This window comes from Lottiidibacillus patelloidae (assembly GCF_002262935.1).
Taxonomy (GTDB): domain Bacteria; phylum Bacillota; class Bacilli; order Bacillales; family SA5d-4; genus Lottiidibacillus; species Lottiidibacillus patelloidae.
This window is the reverse complement of sequence record NZ_NPIA01000004.1, coordinates 220763-240772: the sequence shown is the minus strand read 5'-3', so window position 1 is coordinate 240772 and position 20010 is coordinate 220763. Positions and strand designations below refer to the sequence as shown.

The window sequence follows — 20010 nt, the reverse complement described above, 5'->3', positions numbered from 1 at the left end:
CTTCTACTCATAGAAAAAATAATATTAGTTTCTCCATCGACCATTTTCTTGTAAAATGAAAATTACTTATTAAAAATAAACATTGGAGACACATCATGAAAAAGAAAAATACGAATTTTCGATTTTGGGTATTAGTTAGTATTGTAGCTATTTCTGGTTTTAGTCAAGGTATGTTATTACCATTAATAGCTATTATTTTTGAAAATAATGGGGTCTCTTCATTTTTAAATGGTCTTAATGCTACTGCATTATACATAGGTATTCTTTTAGCATCTCCGTTTATGGAACAACCACTAAGAAAATTTGGATATAAGCCAATTATTATCTTAGGCGGATTGTTAGTTATAGTCTCTCTTGCCTTATTTCCGTTATGGCAATCTTTTTGGTTTTGGTTCTTTCTCCGTTTAGCAATCGGTGTTGGCGATCACGCCTTACATTTTGCAACCCAAACATGGATTACCGACTTTTCACCTGAGAATAGACGAGGACGTAACATTTCACTTTATGGACTTTTTTTTGGAATTGGCTTTGCATTAGGGCCATTAATGACACCACTTGTTGAAATAAATGAAGCAATTCCTTTTATCGTATCGTCCTTATTATGTTTAATCGCTTGGCTATTTTTATTTGCACTTAAAAATGAACTTCCCGAACAAGATATTGGTGTAAACTCATTTTTTGATACACTTAAACGTTTTTCAACTGCCTGGAAGTATGCTTGGGTCGCTTTTTTACCGCCACTCATATACGGATTTTTAGAAGCTTCACTTAATGGTAGTTTTCCAGTCTATGCATTGCGAATCGGGCTCGATGTGCCAAGTGTTTCAATTATTTTAGCAGCATTTGCAATTGGAGCAATTATCTTTCAATTACCTTTAGGAATGATCAGTGATAAATTTGGCCGGAGTATCGTTTTGAAAACAATTCTTTTTCTCGGATTTATTAGCTTTACTTTAGCAAGTTTATTAGAACATTCCTTTACTGCTTTAACTATTTGCTTATTTATTGCTGGGATGTTAGTCGGTTCAACATTCTCACTGGGAATTACTTATATGGCCGATTTAATGCCTAAAAATTTGCTACCAACTGGCAATTTAATGTGTGGTATCTTTTTTAGCATCGGTAGTTTAATGGGACCATCTATTGGTGGACTATTTATCCAATATTTCTATAATATTAGTTTTTTCGCTATTATTAGTGGGTTATTTCTAATCACTTTTATCACTTATATTTCAGTTGGGAAAAACACCGTGTTAGCGAAATAACACTTTTTTCACAAGCATATAATATGTAATGTATATGGAAAGACTGTGATTGTGGAATACTACAATCTCTAAGCTGGAACATTGACATCATTAAAGCTCACTACTATACTTTAATTATAATGATTACAATGTAATAACAATAAAAAATAGAGGTGATTTTATGAAGTTACGTGAACCAATGCCAGAACTAACAGGTGCTACTACTTGGTTAAATGGTGAAGTGTCTAAAAGTGATCTTGTAGGCGATAAACCAACACTCATTCATTTTTGGTCAGTAAGCTGTGGAATGTGTAAAGAAGCTATGCCGGACATTAACAATTTCCGAGATGAATATAAAGATAAATTAAATGTTATCGCTGTTCATATGCCTCGTTCTGAAAAAGATACAGATTTAGAACAAGTAAAAGAAGTTGCAGCTGAGCACGATATTACACAACCTATTTATGTCGACAATGACCATAAATTAACTGATGCTTTTGAAAATCAATATGTACCCGCTTATTACGTATTTGACCGTGAAGGAAACTTACGTCACTTCCAAGCTGGTGGAAGCGGAATGAAAATGTTAACGAAACGTGTTAATCGTGTTCTAGGTGAAGAAACAAAATAAGGAGAGCCGCATTGCGGTTCTCCTTTTATTTTACAAATATTTTAATTGTTAACTTATATATGAAAGCAAAAAGGTGAAACAGTATAAACCCAACAACTGTGCCTATTGTATTTAAAAGGATATCGTCAATGTCAAAAATTCTTTTAGCAACCGTATATTGAATTAGCTCAATAAACGTACTTAGTAACCAGCCTGTAGCAAACATATAAAAGAAGTTTCTCATTTTTCTATGAATGAGTGGCAGTAAGAAGCCTAAAGGCATAAATAACAACACATTGCCAATGACATTCTTAAAGAACAGCCAGTAGTTTCCACTTCTAAGCATTAATTTAATACTATCGAAGATTACAACATTAAAGGAAGGTCCGTATACGTAATAGTTATATGTGAACAATGTGATATATCCTAGAAAGAAAAAATAGAGAACAAAACAAAGAAAAGCAAACCTTTTGATGCGTGTCCGTAAATAGCTATAACTTATATCATTCTTTTCTATTTCCATTTTGTATTCCCCAATCCATTTTCATACTAGCATATTATCACATATCGAAGTTCATTAAAACGGTTTGCCTTCCCTTTTAAGACCTATAATGGTATAATTTCATTAACTTAATAATTGTTCGAAAGAAAACTTGTATTTATGCCTGCTGCCGTCTATTGATGGCAGCATTCGTCGTTTTATAAGCATGATTTTCATTCTCAATAAGAAAGCGGTGAGCGAAATGGAACTAGGAAAAGTAAACGTGGAAACTCCTAAACACCATAATAATCAAGCACAGCCAATTAAAAAACTTATACCACTTATAATGAAACATAGTGAGCTTATCGCTGCACTTTTTAGTGGATTACTCATTTTAATCGGCTGGTTACTATTTGAAAACTATCAATCTACCTCTGTCATTCTCTATCTTTCAGCCTTTGCCATCGGAGGTTTTGCAAAAGCAAAAGAAGGTATTGAAGATACAATTGCAAATAAAGAATTAAACGTGGAAATACTTATGATACTAGCTGCAATAGGTTCTGCAATTATTGGCTATTGGGCTGAGGGTGCAATCCTAATTTTTATTTTCGCACTTAGCGGTGCATTGGAAACATATACATTAAACAAAAGTCATAAAGAAATCGAATCACTAATGGATCTCCAACCAAATGAAGCTTTAGTTATTGATGGGAATCATGAGATTGTCGTTCCTGTTTCTCAATTAAACCTTGGTGATATCGTTAAAATTAAACCAGGGGAACGCATTCCTACCGATGGTAAAATTCTTACTGGAAAAACTACAATTGACGAATCGGCAATTACGGGAGAATCTATTCCTGTTAGTAAAGAAAACGACGGTGTTATTTATACAGGTACGGTTAACTTAACAGGTTCGATTACTGCTGAAGTTACGAAAAGAAGTGATGAAACACTATTCCAGAAGATCGTTCATTTAGTACAAGAAGCACAAAATGAAAAATCCCCTTCACAGCAATTTATTGAAAAGTTTGAAGGCTATTATGTAAAAGCTGTCTTAGCATTCGTTGGACTTATGTTATTTTTACCCCATTATGCGCTTGGATGGGGCTGGGAAGAAACCATCTATCGAGCAATGGTGTTACTCGTTGTCGCATCGCCATGTGCACTAGTAGCATCGATAATGCCAGCAACATTGTCAGCCATTTCAAATGGCGCAAGAAAAGGAATTTTGTTTAAAGGCGGAAGCCACATCGAACAATTAGGACTACTTGAAGCAATCGCATTTGATAAAACAGGAACATTGACGAATGGTAAACCTGTAGTAACAGATATGAAGCAAAGAATAGGTATGGATGAAAATGAATTAATTACTATTACTGCATCCATCGAAAATCACTCTAACCATCCTCTTGCACAAGCAATCGTTACTTATGCAAAAAGCAGAGATATTACGACTTTTATGTCTGTTGATGAAATGAAAGATGTGTCAGGATGGGGAGTTAAAGCGATTCTTAACGGAAAAGAGTGGACGATTGGAAAAAAAGGGTTCGTAGGCGAGGAGGAAGCAAACTCCTTTGCAAATGGGATTAGCAAGGAACTTGAAGAAGAAGGAAAAACAATCGTTTACGTTAGTGATGAAAACGGAATAGCAGGGATTTTCGCCTTAAAAGATACAATAAGACAGAACTGTAATGCTGCGGTAAAACAGTTAAATGATGCAGGACTATATACAATGATGATTACTGGAGACAGTCAAAAAACTGCAGAAGCAATCTCTAGCGAAGCAGGGGTAAAAAACTTTATTGCTGAATGTTTACCAGAAGAAAAAGTTAATCACATTAAAACATTAAATAAACAATATCGCCATGTGGCGATGGTCGGTGATGGCATTAATGACGCCCCTGCTCTTGCGACAGCTAATGTCGGAATTGCCATGGGGGAAGGAACTGATGTAGCACTTGAAACATCAGATGTCGTTTTAATGAAAAATGACCTGTCACGAATTGCTGATGCAATTAAATTATCGAAAAAAATGAATCGCATTATTAAACAAAATATCTTCTTTTCAATAACAGTTATTGTTATGCTTATTATATCGAACTTTTTACAATTCCTTGATTTACCTTTTGCTGTTATAGGACATGAAGGCAGTACCATTTTAGTTATTCTAAACAGCTTACGTCTGTTACGTTAGGAGGAACACAAGCATGACTACAATGATGTGGATTATGATTGTATCATTCGTTATTATAGCTATTGTTGTCGGTTTGACGATTGCAGTTACGAATAAAGCTTATGAAGTTCTCCCAGAAGCTAGTAAAATAGATCCATTACCAGAAGATAAAAAGGAACAGAGCGCAGAAGAAAACCGCTAACCTATAGGTAGCGGTTTCTTCTTTTTAATGGAAGTTATTTTTCTTATTAGCACTACTACTTGTTTTATGCTTTCCACCACTTTTTTGCTTTTTATTGTTTTTCACATTGTTATTTTCCTTATTGTCGCTCATCGTTGCCCACCTTTCTCATCCTAGAAATCCAAGATACACTGTTAGAATAACCTCGATAAGAAAAATCATACGTTATGCTTCAACTTAAAGATAGTTGCGTTAATTATCCCACCTAATATGAGGATCATTGCCGATAAATAAAACCAAAACATCAAAATAATAATACCTCCGATACTACCATACATTGCAGTAAAGTTACCGAAGTTCGTTACATAGTAGGAAAATGCTAATGATACAACTTGCCACCCTAGCGTGGCAAAAAAAGCTCCAACTAACACCTCTTTAAATGGTAAGCGTCTATTTGGTGCAAAGAAATATAGACAGCCAAACACAGTGATAATTACGACGAAGCTCAATAACCAACGAATTGTATTCCAAACCGTTAAAAATGTATTAGATAAGCCAAAGTGAGAGAAAACAAAAATACCAATTTGCTCTCCAAACACTGGTAATAATAATGCGATAATAATAACAACAATCATTGCAATTGTGAGTAAAATTGCCATTAATCTTGCTAACAGAAATGGCCTGCTTTCTTGAACATCATAAGCACGGTTAAGTGCGCGTATGACAGCATTAATACCATTTGAAGCCGACCAAATGGTTACGATAATTCCGACTGATAATAGTCCACCTCTATGAACGTTTAAGATGGAACTTAAATTTGTTTCAATTACTTTCATTGCTTCCCCTGGCGCATATTTATTAATGATATTTAAAACGTCATCTACCGAAATTGGCAAATAACTTAGTAAGGTCATTGTAAATAATAAGAAAGGAAATAATGATAACAAAAAGAAAAAAGCAAGCTGTGCGGAAAGCCCAATTACATCATCATCTATAAACCGTTTGAAGACTATTTTCAAAAAGCGGCTTAGCGAGACCGGCTTAGTTGCTTGACTCATTTCATCACCTCATTAATATAAAGACATTAGATATAGTATATGACAGGCTTTTTTCTTTATTATGACTTTTATAAAGTTCTTTTCGTTTGAAAATTTCTTGCCTTAACCCACTTCCATAACCGACGTCAGAAGTCCTTCTTACTATGAAAAAAAGACTTAGAACCGGTAAAGTTCTAAGTCTTAAATACATTAGCGAATTTCTGTATCCAATAACCAACTTTTTTCTTCCGAATAGATTAAGATCACTTCTTCTTCAATCACTTGTCCAGTATCTCCAAGTGGAACTTCAACCGATACAACCATTTCAGTTGCGGTTCGCTCAATATTAAGAAAAACTAAATCTTGCCAACTAGCTAAGCTTCCTAACCCCGTTAGTGGTCGTGCTAACTTCCCATCATGTTCAATCCAATCATATTTCATAAATAGATACTCAATCATTCGTTGTGAGTATACAACATCTAAGTAGTCGATCATCTTTTCAGCTGTGTCTAAATCTTCACCAAAATAGTCGAACTCTACTTCCCAATCATTATAGCTAAAAGTCTCATGGTTTGTATCATTCCCACCATGAAAGGCTACCAGAAATGCTCGCTTCCTTTTAGAATTAGCGACAAAATATCTTCTTCCGAAAGGGCAGTACGGTACACTTCAGTATTTTTAATCGTAACAAATTCTAAATGTCCTTCCCATGAAAAGCGGACTACTTTTTCAGCTGTTTTCGTTCGATACACTAATTCCTCACAAGTAGCTGTGTGGTAACAGGATACTTCACGTACTTCACTTGGTTCTCCAAAGTCACTGATATATCTATTTTTATTATAAACGCCTTCTTCGTGAATCGGCCCATCATAATACATAGAAAGTCCAACGATTTTTGAATCTAAGATGCTGAAATGTATCCAGACGAATGGTTCTTCTTGAATTGAATACTTCATTGTTTCAATCCCAGTTTTATCATCATAATACTTTTCTTCCGGCTCTCCGTAAGTAGCAAGTACTTCAGCGGCATCATCCATTAGATAAACACCTTCTAAATAAAACTTTTCTTCTCTTTCTTCCTCACCTATAGGAGGTGACTCTTCCTTATCCTTATTTCCCTCTACATCCTTTAGTACTATCGGATCATCTTTTCCTTCGTTTCCACTTTTTGTCCCAAAAGAAGTATTTTCATAAATAACCCAGCCAATACTAAGTACTAGTACTAGTGATAAGGCAGCTGTCATCAGTTTTGGAAAGAGAAACTTTGGCAGGCGAGCCCTACTATCCTTTTCCTGTTCCAATGCTTTAACACTACTACGAATTCTCTTCCTTAAATCAGGGGTGAATTTTTGCTTTTTTGATAAGTATGGGTCCATCTCATGTTTTAAACACTTTAATTTATCGTTAGCCATTCCTTAACTCGCCTCCTTTTTTTCATCCATCTCTACTTTTAATAAAGCACGAGCACGAAATAACCTTGATTTTATCGTTGATTCCTTACAAACTAAGAGCTGACTCATTTCCTTAATTGAAAAGTCTTTATAGTAATGTAGTAAAATGACTTCCCTGTATTTCAAAGGTAATTTCATGACCTTTTCCGTTAACTCTGTTTGTTCTTCCAACATTGTCACTTGTTCTTCAACTGAGACTTCATTACTCTTAATAAACTTCGACACAAATTCAGAAAGTATTGTATTTTTATGGTGCCACGTTCTTAAATGATCTTTGCATTTATTTATAGCAATCTTGTATATCCAAGTTTTTATAGAAGAGTTTCTTTTAAATTGAGCTTGCTTTTGATAAACAGTAAGGAAAACTTCCTGCGTAACATCTTCAGCAACAGCCCAACTCTTTACATATGTGTAACATAATCTGACAATTTCTTCTCCATAAACATCCATTAATATTTCTAATGAGTTGTCCTTATCTGCGAAGTGTTTTCGGTCACTCAACTTTATCACTTCCTTTCTACTGTAATTCACTATTTAGACGTAACACATTCATTTCAGGTTGCAATTTTCATAATACAACTTGTCATGATTTTACATATTTAAATTAAACGACATAAACATACAAAAAGTAAGTATTTTCTAAAAATAATTGTAGCAAGAAATAGCGACTTTATGGCATTATATAAGATAAGGAAACTATTATTTAGCTGGAGGTAATCACTTGAAAAAACTACTAAATACAACATTAGCTATTGTTATGGCATTAACACTATCGATTCCAAGTGCATTTGCCGATGTAAATTCTAACGAAGATAAAGACATGCAATCTGTTCAAGAAAAAGTTGATAATGCTAATGAGAAAATTGACGAGTTAATTGCTAAGGCCGTTGCAGAAGGCTCTGATCTCTACAATGCCTATCAAACTGGTGAGATGTCTTTAGAAGAGTATACTTCTGAAAGAGAAGCTGTTATTGATCAACTTCAAGAGAAAACGGAAGATATCTCAATAAAAACGAAGGATTATGCTGAAAATAAAGGATATAAGGTAGAAATTTACTTTATAGATGTTACGATTGGTGACAAAACAGTCCCTGTAGATCCACTTCGAGTAATCGGAAAACTAGATCGCTAATTATATACTATGACAAGCTAGCGCCAAGAGGTGAAAGAAATGACAAATGGATTATTCTTAGGAAAAGAAACATCATGTATAGAAAAAACAGTCCAAGATTTCGACCAGTTATGTCTAATAGCTAAAGGCGATGGCGCAGAAATTATGTTCCAAGATATTGAGAAGGATATGGCATTTTGTTTAGACCCTAGTGGTAGTGATGCAACGCTAGAATTTTTCTATATCATTGAAGGTGAAATATTCTCAGAAAGCACTACATCAAAAACCACCTTACAAAAAGGTGAGTACTTCTATACACAAAATTTGACTGAGCCTTTTTACTTTACTGCAATGACAAAAGTGAAACTTTTATATGTATCGACAAAGCCTGTCTTTCATTACTTAAGTGAACGAGTGAAAGAACTTAAGAAAATTGTTCAGGAAGTGCAAAACAAAGACTTATATACGCTAGAACATAGCCTTGGCGTTCAAGATTATGCACTGAAAATAGCTAGACGTCTTCACTGGCCAAAAGATAAATTAGAAGTATTATTTTATGCGACTTTGTTTCATGACATCGGTAAAATACATACTCCTATCGAAATCTTAAATAAACCTGGTCGTCTAACAAACGAAGAATACGAAATAATAAAAAAACACCCGTTAGATGGCTCAAAGATGGTTGAAGGCACTTACTTCAAAAATTTAAGTGAAATCATTGCTCAACACCATGAACGTTTAGATGGAAAAGGATATCCTCACGGCTTAAAAGATGATGAAATCCTCATTGAAGCAAAGATTATTGCTGTATCTGATTGTTATGATGCTATGACATCTGACCGTCCATATCGAAAAGGTCTTGCTCCTGAAATGGCAGTAAAAGAGTTACAACGTTGTCAAGGAACACAATTCGATCCAGAAATCGTACGCTTATTTATAGACATCTTAAAGGACGAAAAAATCATCTAACATAGAAAATCCCCATAAACAAACTTGGGGATTTTTTTCATTTTAATTACTTTGCATTGTTTCCGATTTTGTATAATATTGCGAGGCTAATGGGATGTCAGCATTGTTAACGATTGGCGTAAATGGTACATACGTATACTCGACTAATACTCTAAATTTTTTCCCTTTTGCTCTTGTTTTTAAAGATTCATCAAAAGTAATAATCACTTGTTTCCCATCAGTAGCTGTAATTGTAAATACTGATGTATTACTTACTTCAGTATGTGTAATAGTGTCTGGATTAATGATTGCTCCAGCCATATTAAAGGCCTCTGTTTGTAAATCAGCAATCGTTTCACCAATACTAGCAGATCTAGCAAGCTCTTTTGCCACTTGGCTAACGGCATGTTGCTTAGCAAATGCATAACCAAAATCTATCATTCCAACGAATAGCAGTATTATAATTGGTAAAATAATTGCCCACTCTACTAAACTTTGTCCCTTCTCATCATTTCTCATTGATCTTCTTCACTTTCGCCTGGTTCTTCGATAGGAATTGCTAGTAAAAAGCGAACTCCTTGATCTTGTAATACATTCAGACGTAAGCTTCCATCTAATAAATGAAGTCTTTCCTCAATAAATCTAAGTGATTTCTGTGAGTTTTTTCGGTTAAAAACTTTATTACTGTTATCTTTTATTTGCACATAAACTTTCTTTATTCCCCAGCGGATACGAATGTCAATTTCAGTTGCATTACGCTCTCTTTCACAAAGTTCTAATGCTTCTTGAATCATCCGAATAATACTAATTCCAACTGTTTGATTTATTTTTAATTCTTTCCCTGTCTCACTTAATAGGACAGTCACATCGGAACGCTTTGAAAAGTCTTCAATTAATGCTGTTAAATTCGGAAATAACGTATTGCCGATAAATAAAGAAGGATCAAAATGCTGAATTAACGTTTGTAAATCAGTTAATACTTTACTGACAACTTCTAGCCCCGTAACATCTTCAGTACCATCAGTATTATCTTTTAACTTCATTTCCATATGAGTTAACGGTTCAATCACACTTTTCTTTATTGTAAAAAAGAGATATTCCCGTTCACTTTCCATTCGCTCAATAATTTGCAAATTGTCGACAGTATTTCCAGAGTTATATCCTGCTTTTTTAACTAACTTACTTACCCAATTTTTATATTGATTAGGCGGCAAATGATTATGACGGCTAATTTCCATTAAATTAATGAACTCCACCATTTGATCAGAAGCATACGGATGGATAAGCTCTACAAATGTTTTTTGCGGATTTTTTTGTATTAAGCGAATCTTTTCTGGAAACTCCATTTGAAATTGCTTTGCTACTTCTACTGTTTTATCAAAGGAATAAAAGTCGACAATAATTACATTCCCAAAATCACTTGAAAATAATGAATGTGTACTTAAGTGATGTAAGATATTTTTCAATTCAGATTCATTGTTCCTTGTCACAATGACAAAGGTACAATGAGGTAAAGCTTTATTACTTGCAAATGTTTTCTTTCGATTTTTCGATAATTCCAACTTCATTCACCTCTCATTATTATCTAGCGACAAAGTTTTGCAGTATTTGAATGGCCCCAGGGCCTAAAATGATAATGAATATTGGTGGGAAGATAAATAAGATTAACGGAAATAATATTTTAATAGGTATCTTCATCGCTTGTTCTTGAATATTTTGCGAACGCTTCACACGTAGCTGCTTCGCTTGTATTTGAATCGTTTTTAAAATACTTACACCCATCTTTTCCCCTTGAAAAATGGAGCGGACTAACGAATCAAGTTCAGCTAATTGGACTCGTTTAGCCAGTGATTTCAGAGCATTTTCACGGCTAGTGCCTAAATTGACTTCCTCGATATATTTATTAAATTCGCTATAAATGGGACCTTTTTTTCTTCCACAAATTTTCCTAATAGCATTGTCAAAGGAAACTCCACCTTCTAAAATTACTGACAGTAAGTCAATAAACACAGGAAGTTCCATTAATATTTCAGTTCGTCTTTTCTTTACGACAGAGTTTAGAATAAGGTCAGGTAGGAAGTAAGCAATAAGCAGTGAAAAAATAATGAGGAAAAAATTAGGAAACTTAATAAACCAAGCATAAGCTGTAAAGCTTAAAAACAGTATAAAGATTAAATATAGTTTAATAATCAAAATATCATTTAACGTATATTTTGATTCGACTCTTCGAATTTTTATATCTAAATGTTGTTTATAACTTATCGGTGTAATGTTGATGATTAATTTACTTAACCAATGAATGACTGGATCTAGTATACGAACAATTAGAGGTTTATCATACTTCGTTAAGTGATCTTTAGGTATATGCTCGGCTATTCTTATTTTCAATCGTTGCTTTGGCCCTAACATCAATAGTTGAAGTAACAATACAATAAAGCAAAAGCATGCAATAAATAACGTTATAATAAAAAGAAACACTATATCACCTCACTTTAAGCTGTATTAACTTATGCATGATTACATAACCAATAATTTGTGAAACTACTGCAATAATAACCATGATTATTCCAAGTGGATGACTAAACAAAAGCATCATGTAATCTGGACTTATCATCATTAAGACTGCAAATAAAAAGATAGGCATCGAACCAATGACCAATGACGAAATTCTTCCTTGAGCTGTTAGTGCTTTCACTTCACCTTGTAGTCTTTGGTTTTCCCTCATAATTTCTAAAAGCCCTTCAATCACATGTGTCATGTTGCCACCTGTTTCTCTTGTAATTAATATTGTATCTACTACAGTTTGTATTTCTCTAATATCAAGCCGCTTTGCTAAATCATTAAAGGCTACTTCAAAGGATTCTCCAAATTTTAACGCTTGAACTAGTTTGCCAAATTCCTCAGATAGCGGTGAGAAATTCTCCTTTGAAACAAGGTCTAATGTTTGAACTATTGAATATCCCGTTTTTAGTGCATTGGAAATTAAGTCTAAAACATCAGGGAGTTGGGCAACCATTTTATTTTTTCGCCTTTGGTGGAACTTAGGAAGAATGAAGAAAATTAAACCATCCAGCATGATGCAAATAATGAATGACTTCACAATACTGAGAAGAAATGTTGTGAAAATTATTATTAATACGTTAATAACTAAAAGAATGACTATAAACTCTTTCGGACTTAACGGGATAGCTGCAGCATCAATATTCATTTCTAGTTTCTGCATGAACTTCCCAATTGTATTATCTTTCCGTGGAACTTTTTTCTTTTTATTTTTTTTAGTTATTATATTTTCTTTCATTATATAGCGGATACGCAATTTATAATTTATTTTTTGTACTATAAAAGTTCCAAAAAATATTGTAAGAATAAGCACTGTTAAAAATACACAAATAATAAAAGCCCATTCCATACTATTCCCACCCATGCCCGTTTATTTTCGGTGGTGCGCCGACCTTCACATATCGACCACTTACTTTACTATTTTTGTATGTGGTAACCTCTTCAAATACGAATAAGTCTTGCAACGTAATTGTCTCGTTTTCCATTCCTTCTACTAACGTAACATGCGTAATTTTTCTACTGCCATCAGAAAAACGCTTTTGTAATACTATTAGATCCACTGCAGAAGCAATTTGTTGCCGGATAGCTTTCATTGGTAAATCATACCCTGACATTAAGATTAATGTCTCTAATCTAGATATGACGTCACGCGGTGTGTTTGCATGAATTGTTGACAAAGAGCCATCATGGCCTGTGTTCATCGCTTGCAGCATATCTAATGCTTCCCCACCACGTACCTCCCCAACAATTATTCTGTCGGGTCGCATACGAAGTGAATTAATAACAAGATCTCTGATCGTTATTTCACCTTTACCTTCAATGTTAGGTGGTCGCGTTTCTAGAGAAACAACATGTGGCTGGTTCAAAGTTAATTCGGCCGCATCCTCAATTGTTACAATTCGTTCATCTTTAGGGATAAATGAACTTAAGATGTTTAACAACGTTGTTTTACCACTACCAGTTCCTCCTGCGACAAGTACATTCATTCTGCCACGAACAGCAGTATGGAGGAAATTAGCCATTTCTCGATTAAGAGACTTATACTGAATGAGATGATTAATTGTAAGGCGATCTTTTTGGAATTTTCGAATCGTAACCGTCGGTCCATTTAATGCTAATGGTGGAATAATTGCGTTTATACGGGAACCATCTGGTAATCTAGCATCAACTTTCGGGCTACTTTCATCCAACCTTCTACCTAGTGGTGCAATAATTTTATCAATGACGTTCATCACATGGCTGTCATTAATAAATTTTGTGCTCGAAAGCGTGAGCTTACCTTTCTTTTCTATAAAAACTTGCTTCGGACCGTTAATCATTATCTCTGAAATATCTTCATTATCTAGTAATGGTTGTAACGGTCCTAACCCTGAAATGTCTTGTACAATTTGCTCTATTAAACCTTGTTTTTCCTCTTTCGGAAGAAATCTTTCCGATTTTCGCAAGTAGTTTTCCAGCAGTTGTTTAACATTTTTTTCTAAGTTCTCTTTTGTTTGCCCATCAATATTTTGTGTTTGTGCTTCAAATAGTAAATCTGCACGTATGCTTTGAATGAGATTAACGATTTCAAGCTCTCGTTGATCATTTTGTTCAGGGTTATCTTTTTTTGATTTTATTCGATCATATAATGACAAAATCTCCCCCTCCTTATTTTTGGACTTTCTGCATTAGCCATTGAAAGAGATTTGCTTTCCCTTTTTGAGCCGGAACAGTATGGTACGTTCGTAATCCTTCAATAATCGCTCTTAAGTCCTTTGATATTTTTCCATTACCATCATAAATAAGTTGCGGTTCCCCTTGATTTAAAAATTTAATGACGCTTGGATAGTCATTGGATATTGTTGCAAATACTTCTAAGCCTAAAACATCTTCAATTAAAGAGATGGAGATGTTCGATTTTTTCGAATATCGATTAACTACTACTTTAATTTGGTCTTGATCAATTCCTAATTCTGTTAATGTCCTTAAGCCATTCTTTGTATTTTTTAATGCCATTAATTCTGGAGAAGTGATTAATAACACTAAATCACTTTGTTCTAAAGCAATAATATTTTGCGTATTGAACCCTGGTGGCCCATCAATGATGACATAATCAAATTCTTCTTTCGCTAATTTAAACATTTTCAATGTAGCTTCTTCTGTAATAAAGTCTTCTTCTTCGGGATTGAGAGGGGAAGGTAAAACATGAAGGCCAATGTGATGCCTTGTCATAATACTTCTTAAATCACTTGATGATAGTTGGCCAATGCTTTCTATTGCATTCGTTATTGTTTTTTGAGGTTTCAAATCGAGTAGTAAGGATACATCGCCAAACTGTAGATCTAAGTCAATTATTGCTGTGTCCTCTTTATAAAGGCTGGCAAGGCCTGCAGCTAACAAAGTGGAAACCGTAGACTTTCCTACGCCTCCTTTCGTGCTAAAAATGGAGATCATTTTTGGCGCACGAGTCAAAATTCTCGTTGTGCTTCTAACAATATGATTTTTTAGTTCTTGATTATACTTATTTACTTTCATAACCGATTGAGCTAGATCCGTTGCTGTAAATGGTTTGACGAGACAATCTCTTGCACCAGCATTCATATATTGACGAATTTTCCCTTTGCTATATTCCGTACACGTTACAATAACACCTAAATAAGGTGAGTGTAATATGATTTTTTGAATAATCGGTGCAAGGTTTCCTCCAGCTACATTTTCATCGATTAATACGATATCTGGAAATATTCTCTGTATTTCTTCAAAGCCTTCTTCAAGTGATGTCGAGCTACTTATAATGTGCAACCTCGGTGCACGCTGTGAAAATTGCTTGATTAATTTTAGTGCATCTTCATTTTGGTCTATATGGTAGATTCTAATTTTCTCCATTATCTTCTCCTCCTCCATTACTACCTACATTTAATAAATTAATAGTAGGTAAATATTCATTCGGAATTATAGGCGAAGACCTTAACATTAATTTTACCTCTCCTGTACTAGTCATATATGTTAACTTCTGTGCATCTTCAGGACGTAGCATTAGTGTTATTGTATCTGCGCTTTCAGATGCCGCTATTTGTCCACCAAAATCAGCCGATCCAACTGCGAGTATTTTTACGTTTTCCAATGGAACCGATGTGAAAACAACATCATTTACTTCATAAGTCCATATGATATCCACATACATTCCTTCAGTTAAATAACCTGCGACACCGATTACAGGTGTTAAGTCAATTGTGATTGCTCGATAGTTTTCCGGTAGAATAAATGGGATATTATTCTCTTCATCTAATAAATCACTTTTCGAGAATGGACTATTTTTATCAATTGGCGACAATAAGACCTTCCCAACTATTAAACTTTCATCTGTTATGATTGAAAATTTCTTTACATATTCTTCTGGTAATTCAACATAAATAATATGGCTCTCATCAATCTCTGTAATTGCGCTTAAATTTTCTGCTGCAATTGGGACTTTAATTAATTGTTCTTGTTTAACTTCTTCCGTTAAAGTCATTGATAAAAATAGTTTGTAACCAATGAATGTCGTTAACACGGCAAATAGAAAAGCGAATACGATTAAAAGTTTTTGATATTTTTGCATATTATCACCTTAATAATTGAAATCCAATTAGAATTAACCCTGCTAAACTAATACAGGATCCTAATGGAATTGCATGACCTTTCACTAGATTGTTTGGTAAATATTTTCGTAAAAATAATGCGTATATAAACTGTTTAAACCCTTTAATTTCACTATTTTTCAGCATAACAAAAATGGAAGTTAACCCACCGACAATTAACCCGAATAGGACAATTTTCAACAGGAACGGTAAGCTAGTTAAACTTCCTACTGCTGCTAAAAATTTCACATCTCCTCCACCAACTCCGCCAAGAGCAAATGGGATAAAAAGTATTAGGAAACCTACTAGTGTTCCTAGTAAACTAGTTAAAAACAGTGAAAAGCCACCAAGGATTAGAGCTGTCATCCAAGCGACTAAGATGGTGCTAACTGTTAACCAATTTGGAATAATGCGATATTTGTAGTCTAAAATAAACACGATTAAAAATAAGAGAGTAAGTACTACTGTAGAAATTTGTATTTCCATAATAATCCCCCTTAAGTGAAGATAGAGGACCACTGGTCCCCTATCAAATTTTCATTAAATTATATTTTTTCTTATGGTCCTGTTGTAGGTCGCTTCGCTAATTCAGTATTAATATCTGTAAATAATGTTACTAATTCATCTTTCATTAATCCTAGTACTACTACTAACCCTACTGCTACTAATGCTAAGATTAATCCGTATTCTACCAATCCTTGACCTGCTTCATCTTTCCATAATGATTTCATTAACCCTTTTGTTTTCTCTAATAAATTCATTAGAGGGTCACCTCCTGATTTTATAGTATGATGGGCCGCCCAAAGTGTTAAAAACTTAATCAGCTTTTAACCTACCAAAGAGCACTTTCCATCACTTTCAATATTCCGAAAAATTTTCATGTTTTGATTTCATAAGTAAATAAAAGTATACTAAGGACGTTTTGCTAACTCTGTGTTAATATCAGTAAATAATGTTACTAATTCATCTTTCATTAACCCTAAAACTACTACTAACCCTACTGCTACTAATGCTAAAATTAAACCGTATTCCACCAATCCTTGACCAGCTTCATCTTTCCATAATGACTTCATTAACCCTTTTGTTTTTTCTAAGAAATTCATTATTTGGTCACCTCCTGATGTTATACTATGTGCATTCGCCCAGAGTGACACAAAAAAAGTGAATTTTTTTTATTTTATTAATTTGACCGATTTTACTCCATAATAGTTTGCAATTGAATTCGCATACGCCTTAGTATCGATAAACTCATCGAATTCACCAGTAATCGTTACATGTCTTCCATTCAAGTCTGTAACGACAAGTGCTTTAAATCTTGCATAACCTAATATTTCCACTTCGGTTTTCCCATTAACTAATGAAAAATCAACGACCGGACATAAAATATAGTTTTTTCCTTGCGCGAGCCTCGTGTCTAAGCCTTTTTTTATATGTTGGCCGAGGGAACCAGTTTTTGTCATAATATATTCGGACGCTTGCGGCATGCCTTTTTCGCCTTTATAGTCATTAGCAATATAGTATTCAAAATCATTCGGACCTAAACTATTGTCACTTGTCGGATCGACTAAGCCAAAGTTGCCTTTTGACGGATCGTTTAGATCACCTACTAGTTCAATAGGGACATTTGGAATCATTGGCGTAATCGAATTAATTGCTATTGGGACAATATGACCTGGCATGGCAACAGGTTCGACAACAGCTTCTGATTCTCCACTTAAAGTAACATCACTTTTTCCTAATAATGGCAGGAAAAATAAATTTACTTTATATTCATAAACAATCTTTACACCATTTCCACCATTTATAAGGAGAAGGTTTTGGATTGGTGTATCAGTGCTGTAATTTTCAGTAAAGACTTCACGCGCTGATAATTCAGCAACTACTGGGTTTTCAGGCAAAGATTGGGCGCCGCTTAGAACTGCTAAATCAGCTGCATCATCAAGCTTCACTTGATGATAAATGACCCATCCTAAATCTATTGAAAATGCTACAAACCCCAAAAATAAAGTTAGTCCGAATGCCATAAGAACAAGGGATTGCCCGCGCTCATCATTTTTCAGCCACTTCATCACTATCACCCTTTACTTTTTTAATCTGATTGCTCTTGTTCCAAAATCAAATGCATTTCCATTACCCTCTCCTTTTGGTTCGATAAATTCAACAAACTTCCCCTTAATTTCAACATGTCTGCCGCTTGTTGAAAGTACAGAGGATAATTTAAAGCGTACATAACCTAATATTTTCACTTTTGACTTACCATTTATCACATTAAAATCAACAACTGGACAAATAATATAGTAATTACCGTTAGCCATGCGGCGCAATAACCCTTCTTTGACTCGTAACCCAAGTTCACCAGTTCGGGTCCATATTTCATCGCCTGCAGCTGGCATCCCTTTTTCCCCTTTATAATCTTCGGCTATTAAGTCTGCAAAATCGTTCGGACTCAAACTGTTATCATTCGTGGGGTCGACTATACCAAAATTACCACTAGCTGGGTCGATTAATTGGCCGAATAACAAAATTTCCTCACCTATAACGAATGGCGTCTTATTACTCATAGCCATTGGTATAATTGTATGTGGTTTAGCTAATGGTTCAATAATCGCTTCTGCAGATCCCTTTATTTTTATAGTGTCTTTTCCAACGATTGGTAAGAAAAATAACTTTACCTCATCTACATAGTCTAATTTAACGCTGTTAGTGCCTTTTATAACGAGAATATTTTTGATTGATTCGCCTTTACCATAATTATCTATAAATACTTCGCGCGTAGTGTTTTCCGCCTCAACTGGATTTAACGGTAAGCTTTGCACACCACTTAGAACAGCTAAATCTGCGGCATCCTGCGCTTTTGACATATGGTACGTTACCCATCCTAAATCTATTGCAAGGGCAATAGCTGCGAAAAATATCGGTAATGTAATCGCAAATATTATTGTCGATTGACCTTTTGAATTCTTTTTTAAACCATTCCATATCATTTTTATCAACACTCCTCCTCTTTGTATGCTATTCAAAATGGGCAAAGGAGGTACAGATTACCTAAAAAAAAGCATACAAACGATTAGATCGCTTGTATGCTTAGCTATAACTTCTGCCTTTTCCAGAGTCACTTATTGCAATTAGTTCCTCAGGGTATGGCTCAAAATAAGTTTGCATTAATAAATACTCATCTTCAAAACGGATAACCCAAGACTTTAAAACACCTGTTAAACTACTCAATGGTATTTTTCTTTCACGATATTTTTCTAACAAATCTAAAAAATATTGTTTTTCATTACTAGTTAACTGTTTTGAAAAATAGCCAAAGATATGTTCACAAACATTTATATTTGAAGTATATCTCGGTGCTTTTGCAAATAACATCCCTAATTCTTCTTTATAATTGTTATATACTTCTTCATATGGTCCTTTTTCATTATTTGCTAAAATTCTACCTAGTTTCTTTAAGCGAAGCTGATTGTATGCCATAAATAAATATTTATTTTTGGCATGAAATTGTTGTAACTGACTAATTTTTTCAGCATTTTTTAATGTGCGATATTCTGCTAAAGTGAATAGTTTTGTAAAATAATGCTCCCGTATAGTGAAATTCTTTAATCTTCCTTCTTCTTCAATTGCTAAATTAGGGTATTGATCATTTACACCTCTCGCAAATAATCCACTCCCTTTAGCAACTGTCGGTGCTTTTTCCATCCCACCATAAATTTTCACATCACGAATACCACAACTTGGCGATCTTCCCTTTAATAGGAAGCCATCCACTTCCTCATTTAGAGATTCTAAGTATGTCTTCGTAAAATTGACCATCTTATCTGTTAAATCTTCATTAGTGGAAGGCTGAACTAGCTTATCGTCTTCTCCTTCACGAACAATTCGAATAACTTCCCTAGGTGTACCTAAACCAATTTCAACTTCCGGACATATAGGAGTAAAAGTTACAAATGGTAACAAGTTTCTAACAGTTGCATCTGGTAGGACTTCGCCATTATAGCGACACTCATCAAATTCTAAACATTTACTAACTACGACATTCGGCTTAACGAAATTACGGGTCATATGTAAACAGCCTCCAAAAGTTCAAATATTATATAGCTTTAATATGTTCGTTT

General features: G+C 34.3%; 24 protein-coding genes. 6 read left to right on the top strand and 18 right to left on the bottom strand.

The window, feature by feature from the left end; all coding sequences use genetic code 11:
* Window positions 1-95 precede the first annotated feature (95 nt).
* Both CIB95_RS09705 and CIB95_RS09700 read left to right on the top strand, forming a co-directional pair.
* A complete protein-coding gene (locus CIB95_RS09705) occupies window positions 96-1265 on the top strand; it encodes an MFS transporter (RefSeq protein ID WP_094924638.1) in 1170 nt (389 codons plus the stop codon).
* A gap of 160 nt (window positions 1266-1425) precedes the next feature.
* A complete protein-coding gene (locus CIB95_RS09700; protein WP_094924636.1) occupies window positions 1426-1875 on the top strand; it encodes a TlpA family protein disulfide reductase in 450 nt (149 codons plus the stop codon).
* Window positions 1876-1900: 25 nt separating this feature from the next.
* On the opposite strand, the gene CIB95_RS09695 is transcribed toward CIB95_RS09700, so the two are convergent.
* Complete coding sequence (locus tag CIB95_RS09695; RefSeq protein WP_094924634.1) at window positions 1901-2377, bottom strand: VanZ family protein; 477 nt, start codon at window positions 2375-2377, stop codon at window positions 1901-1903.
* Window positions 2378-2597: 220 nt separating this feature from the next.
* On the opposite strand from CIB95_RS09695, the gene CIB95_RS09690 reads away from it, so the two are divergent.
* Window positions 2598-4529, top strand: coding sequence for a heavy metal translocating P-type ATPase (locus CIB95_RS09690; protein WP_094924632.1), 1932 nt, complete (start codon window positions 2598-2600; stop codon window positions 4527-4529).
* Between the two features lie 13 nt (window positions 4530-4542).
* A complete protein-coding gene (gene ytzI / locus CIB95_RS16070) occupies window positions 4543-4710 on the top strand; it encodes a YtzI protein (RefSeq protein WP_142296488.1) in 168 nt (55 codons plus the stop codon).
* 197 nt (window positions 4711-4907) lie between these two features.
* On the opposite strand, the gene CIB95_RS09685 is transcribed toward ytzI, so the two are convergent.
* The 4 genes from CIB95_RS09685 to CIB95_RS09670 form a co-directional block, all read right to left on the bottom strand.
* Window positions 4908-5747: a YihY/virulence factor BrkB family protein gene (locus tag CIB95_RS09685; protein ID WP_094924630.1), complete on the bottom strand. Its 840-nt coding sequence runs from the start codon at window positions 5745-5747 to the stop codon at window positions 4908-4910.
* A gap of 189 nt (window positions 5748-5936) precedes the next feature.
* Window positions 5937-6329: a DL-endopeptidase inhibitor IseA family protein gene (locus tag CIB95_RS09680; RefSeq protein ID WP_094924628.1), complete on the bottom strand. Its 393-nt coding sequence runs from the start codon at window positions 6327-6329 to the stop codon at window positions 5937-5939.
* Window positions 6323-7138, bottom strand: coding sequence for a hypothetical protein (locus CIB95_RS09675; RefSeq protein ID WP_094924626.1), 816 nt, complete (start codon window positions 7136-7138; stop codon window positions 6323-6325). The genes CIB95_RS09680 and CIB95_RS09675 overlap by 7 nt, the downstream gene beginning before the upstream one ends.
* Before the next feature lie 3 nt (window positions 7139-7141).
* Complete coding sequence (locus tag CIB95_RS09670) at window positions 7142-7678, bottom strand: sigma-70 family RNA polymerase sigma factor (RefSeq protein ID WP_094924624.1); 537 nt, start codon at window positions 7676-7678, stop codon at window positions 7142-7144.
* A 220-nt stretch (window positions 7679-7898) separates the two neighbouring features.
* Between CIB95_RS09670 and CIB95_RS09665 the strand changes: the two genes are divergently transcribed.
* Complete coding sequence (locus tag CIB95_RS09665) at window positions 7899-8309, top strand: hypothetical protein (RefSeq protein WP_094924622.1); 411 nt, start codon at window positions 7899-7901, stop codon at window positions 8307-8309.
* Between the two features lie 39 nt (window positions 8310-8348).
* Complete coding sequence (locus CIB95_RS09660) at window positions 8349-9257, top strand: HD-GYP domain-containing protein (RefSeq protein WP_094924620.1); 909 nt, start codon at window positions 8349-8351, stop codon at window positions 9255-9257.
* 42 nt (window positions 9258-9299) lie between these two features.
* Here the strand turns inward: CIB95_RS09660 and CIB95_RS09655 are convergent, their stop codons facing one another.
* The 13 genes from CIB95_RS09655 to CIB95_RS09595 all read right to left on the bottom strand — a co-directional run bounded on the left by CIB95_RS09655 (window position 9300) and on the right by CIB95_RS09595 (window position 19957).
* Window positions 9300-9755, bottom strand: a complete 456-nt coding sequence (locus CIB95_RS09655) for a TadE/TadG family type IV pilus assembly protein (protein ID WP_094924618.1) — start codon at window positions 9753-9755, stop codon at window positions 9300-9302.
* Complete coding sequence (locus CIB95_RS09650) at window positions 9752-10798, bottom strand: hypothetical protein (RefSeq protein ID WP_094924617.1); 1047 nt, start codon at window positions 10796-10798, stop codon at window positions 9752-9754. Before CIB95_RS09650 ends, CIB95_RS09655 begins: the two co-directional genes overlap by 4 nt.
* Window positions 10799-10817: 19 nt before the next feature.
* A complete protein-coding gene (locus tag CIB95_RS09645) occupies window positions 10818-11714 on the bottom strand; it encodes a type II secretion system F family protein (RefSeq protein WP_094924615.1) in 897 nt (298 codons plus the stop codon).
* A 4-nt stretch (window positions 11715-11718) separates the two neighbouring features.
* A complete protein-coding gene (locus tag CIB95_RS09640) occupies window positions 11719-12645 on the bottom strand; it encodes a type II secretion system F family protein (RefSeq protein ID WP_158217607.1) in 927 nt (308 codons plus the stop codon).
* A 1-nt stretch (window position 12646) separates the two neighbouring features.
* On the bottom strand, window positions 12647-13930 hold the full coding sequence (locus CIB95_RS09635) for a CpaF family protein (protein WP_233144103.1): 1284 nt from the start codon (window positions 13928-13930) through the stop codon (window positions 12647-12649).
* Window positions 13931-13943: 13 nt separating this feature from the next.
* Window positions 13944-15161 (bottom strand): AAA family ATPase, encoded by a 1218-nt coding sequence (locus CIB95_RS09630; RefSeq protein ID WP_158217606.1) that lies wholly within the window; start codon window positions 15159-15161, stop codon window positions 13944-13946.
* On the bottom strand, window positions 15148-15876 hold the full coding sequence (cpaB, locus tag CIB95_RS09625; protein ID WP_094924608.1) for a Flp pilus assembly protein CpaB: 729 nt from the start codon (window positions 15874-15876) through the stop codon (window positions 15148-15150). Before cpaB ends, CIB95_RS09630 begins: the two co-directional genes overlap by 14 nt.
* Before the next feature lie 4 nt (window positions 15877-15880).
* Window positions 15881-16381 carry an A24 family peptidase gene (locus CIB95_RS09620; RefSeq protein ID WP_094924607.1) on the bottom strand — a complete coding sequence of 167 codons (501 nt, stop codon included), beginning with the start codon at window positions 16379-16381 and terminating at the stop codon, window positions 15881-15883.
* 71 nt (window positions 16382-16452) lie between these two features.
* Window positions 16453-16656: a Flp family type IVb pilin gene (locus CIB95_RS09615; protein WP_094924606.1), complete on the bottom strand. Its 204-nt coding sequence runs from the start codon at window positions 16654-16656 to the stop codon at window positions 16453-16455.
* Between the two features lie 150 nt (window positions 16657-16806).
* Entirely contained in the window at window positions 16807-16998 is a 192-nt protein-coding gene (locus tag CIB95_RS09610; RefSeq protein WP_094924604.1) for a Flp family type IVb pilin, read from the bottom strand.
* 69 nt (window positions 16999-17067) lie between these two features.
* On the bottom strand, window positions 17068-17964 hold the full coding sequence (locus CIB95_RS09605; protein ID WP_094924602.1) for a Tad domain-containing protein: 897 nt from the start codon (window positions 17962-17964) through the stop codon (window positions 17068-17070).
* Between the two features lie 12 nt (window positions 17965-17976).
* Window positions 17977-18879 carry a Tad domain-containing protein gene (locus CIB95_RS09600; RefSeq protein ID WP_094924601.1) on the bottom strand — a complete coding sequence of 301 codons (903 nt, stop codon included), beginning with the start codon at window positions 18877-18879 and terminating at the stop codon, window positions 17977-17979.
* A 100-nt stretch (window positions 18880-18979) separates the two neighbouring features.
* On the bottom strand, window positions 18980-19957 hold the full coding sequence (locus CIB95_RS09595) for a YbgA family protein (RefSeq protein ID WP_094924599.1): 978 nt from the start codon (window positions 19955-19957) through the stop codon (window positions 18980-18982).
* Window positions 19958-20010: the final 53 nt, after the last annotated feature.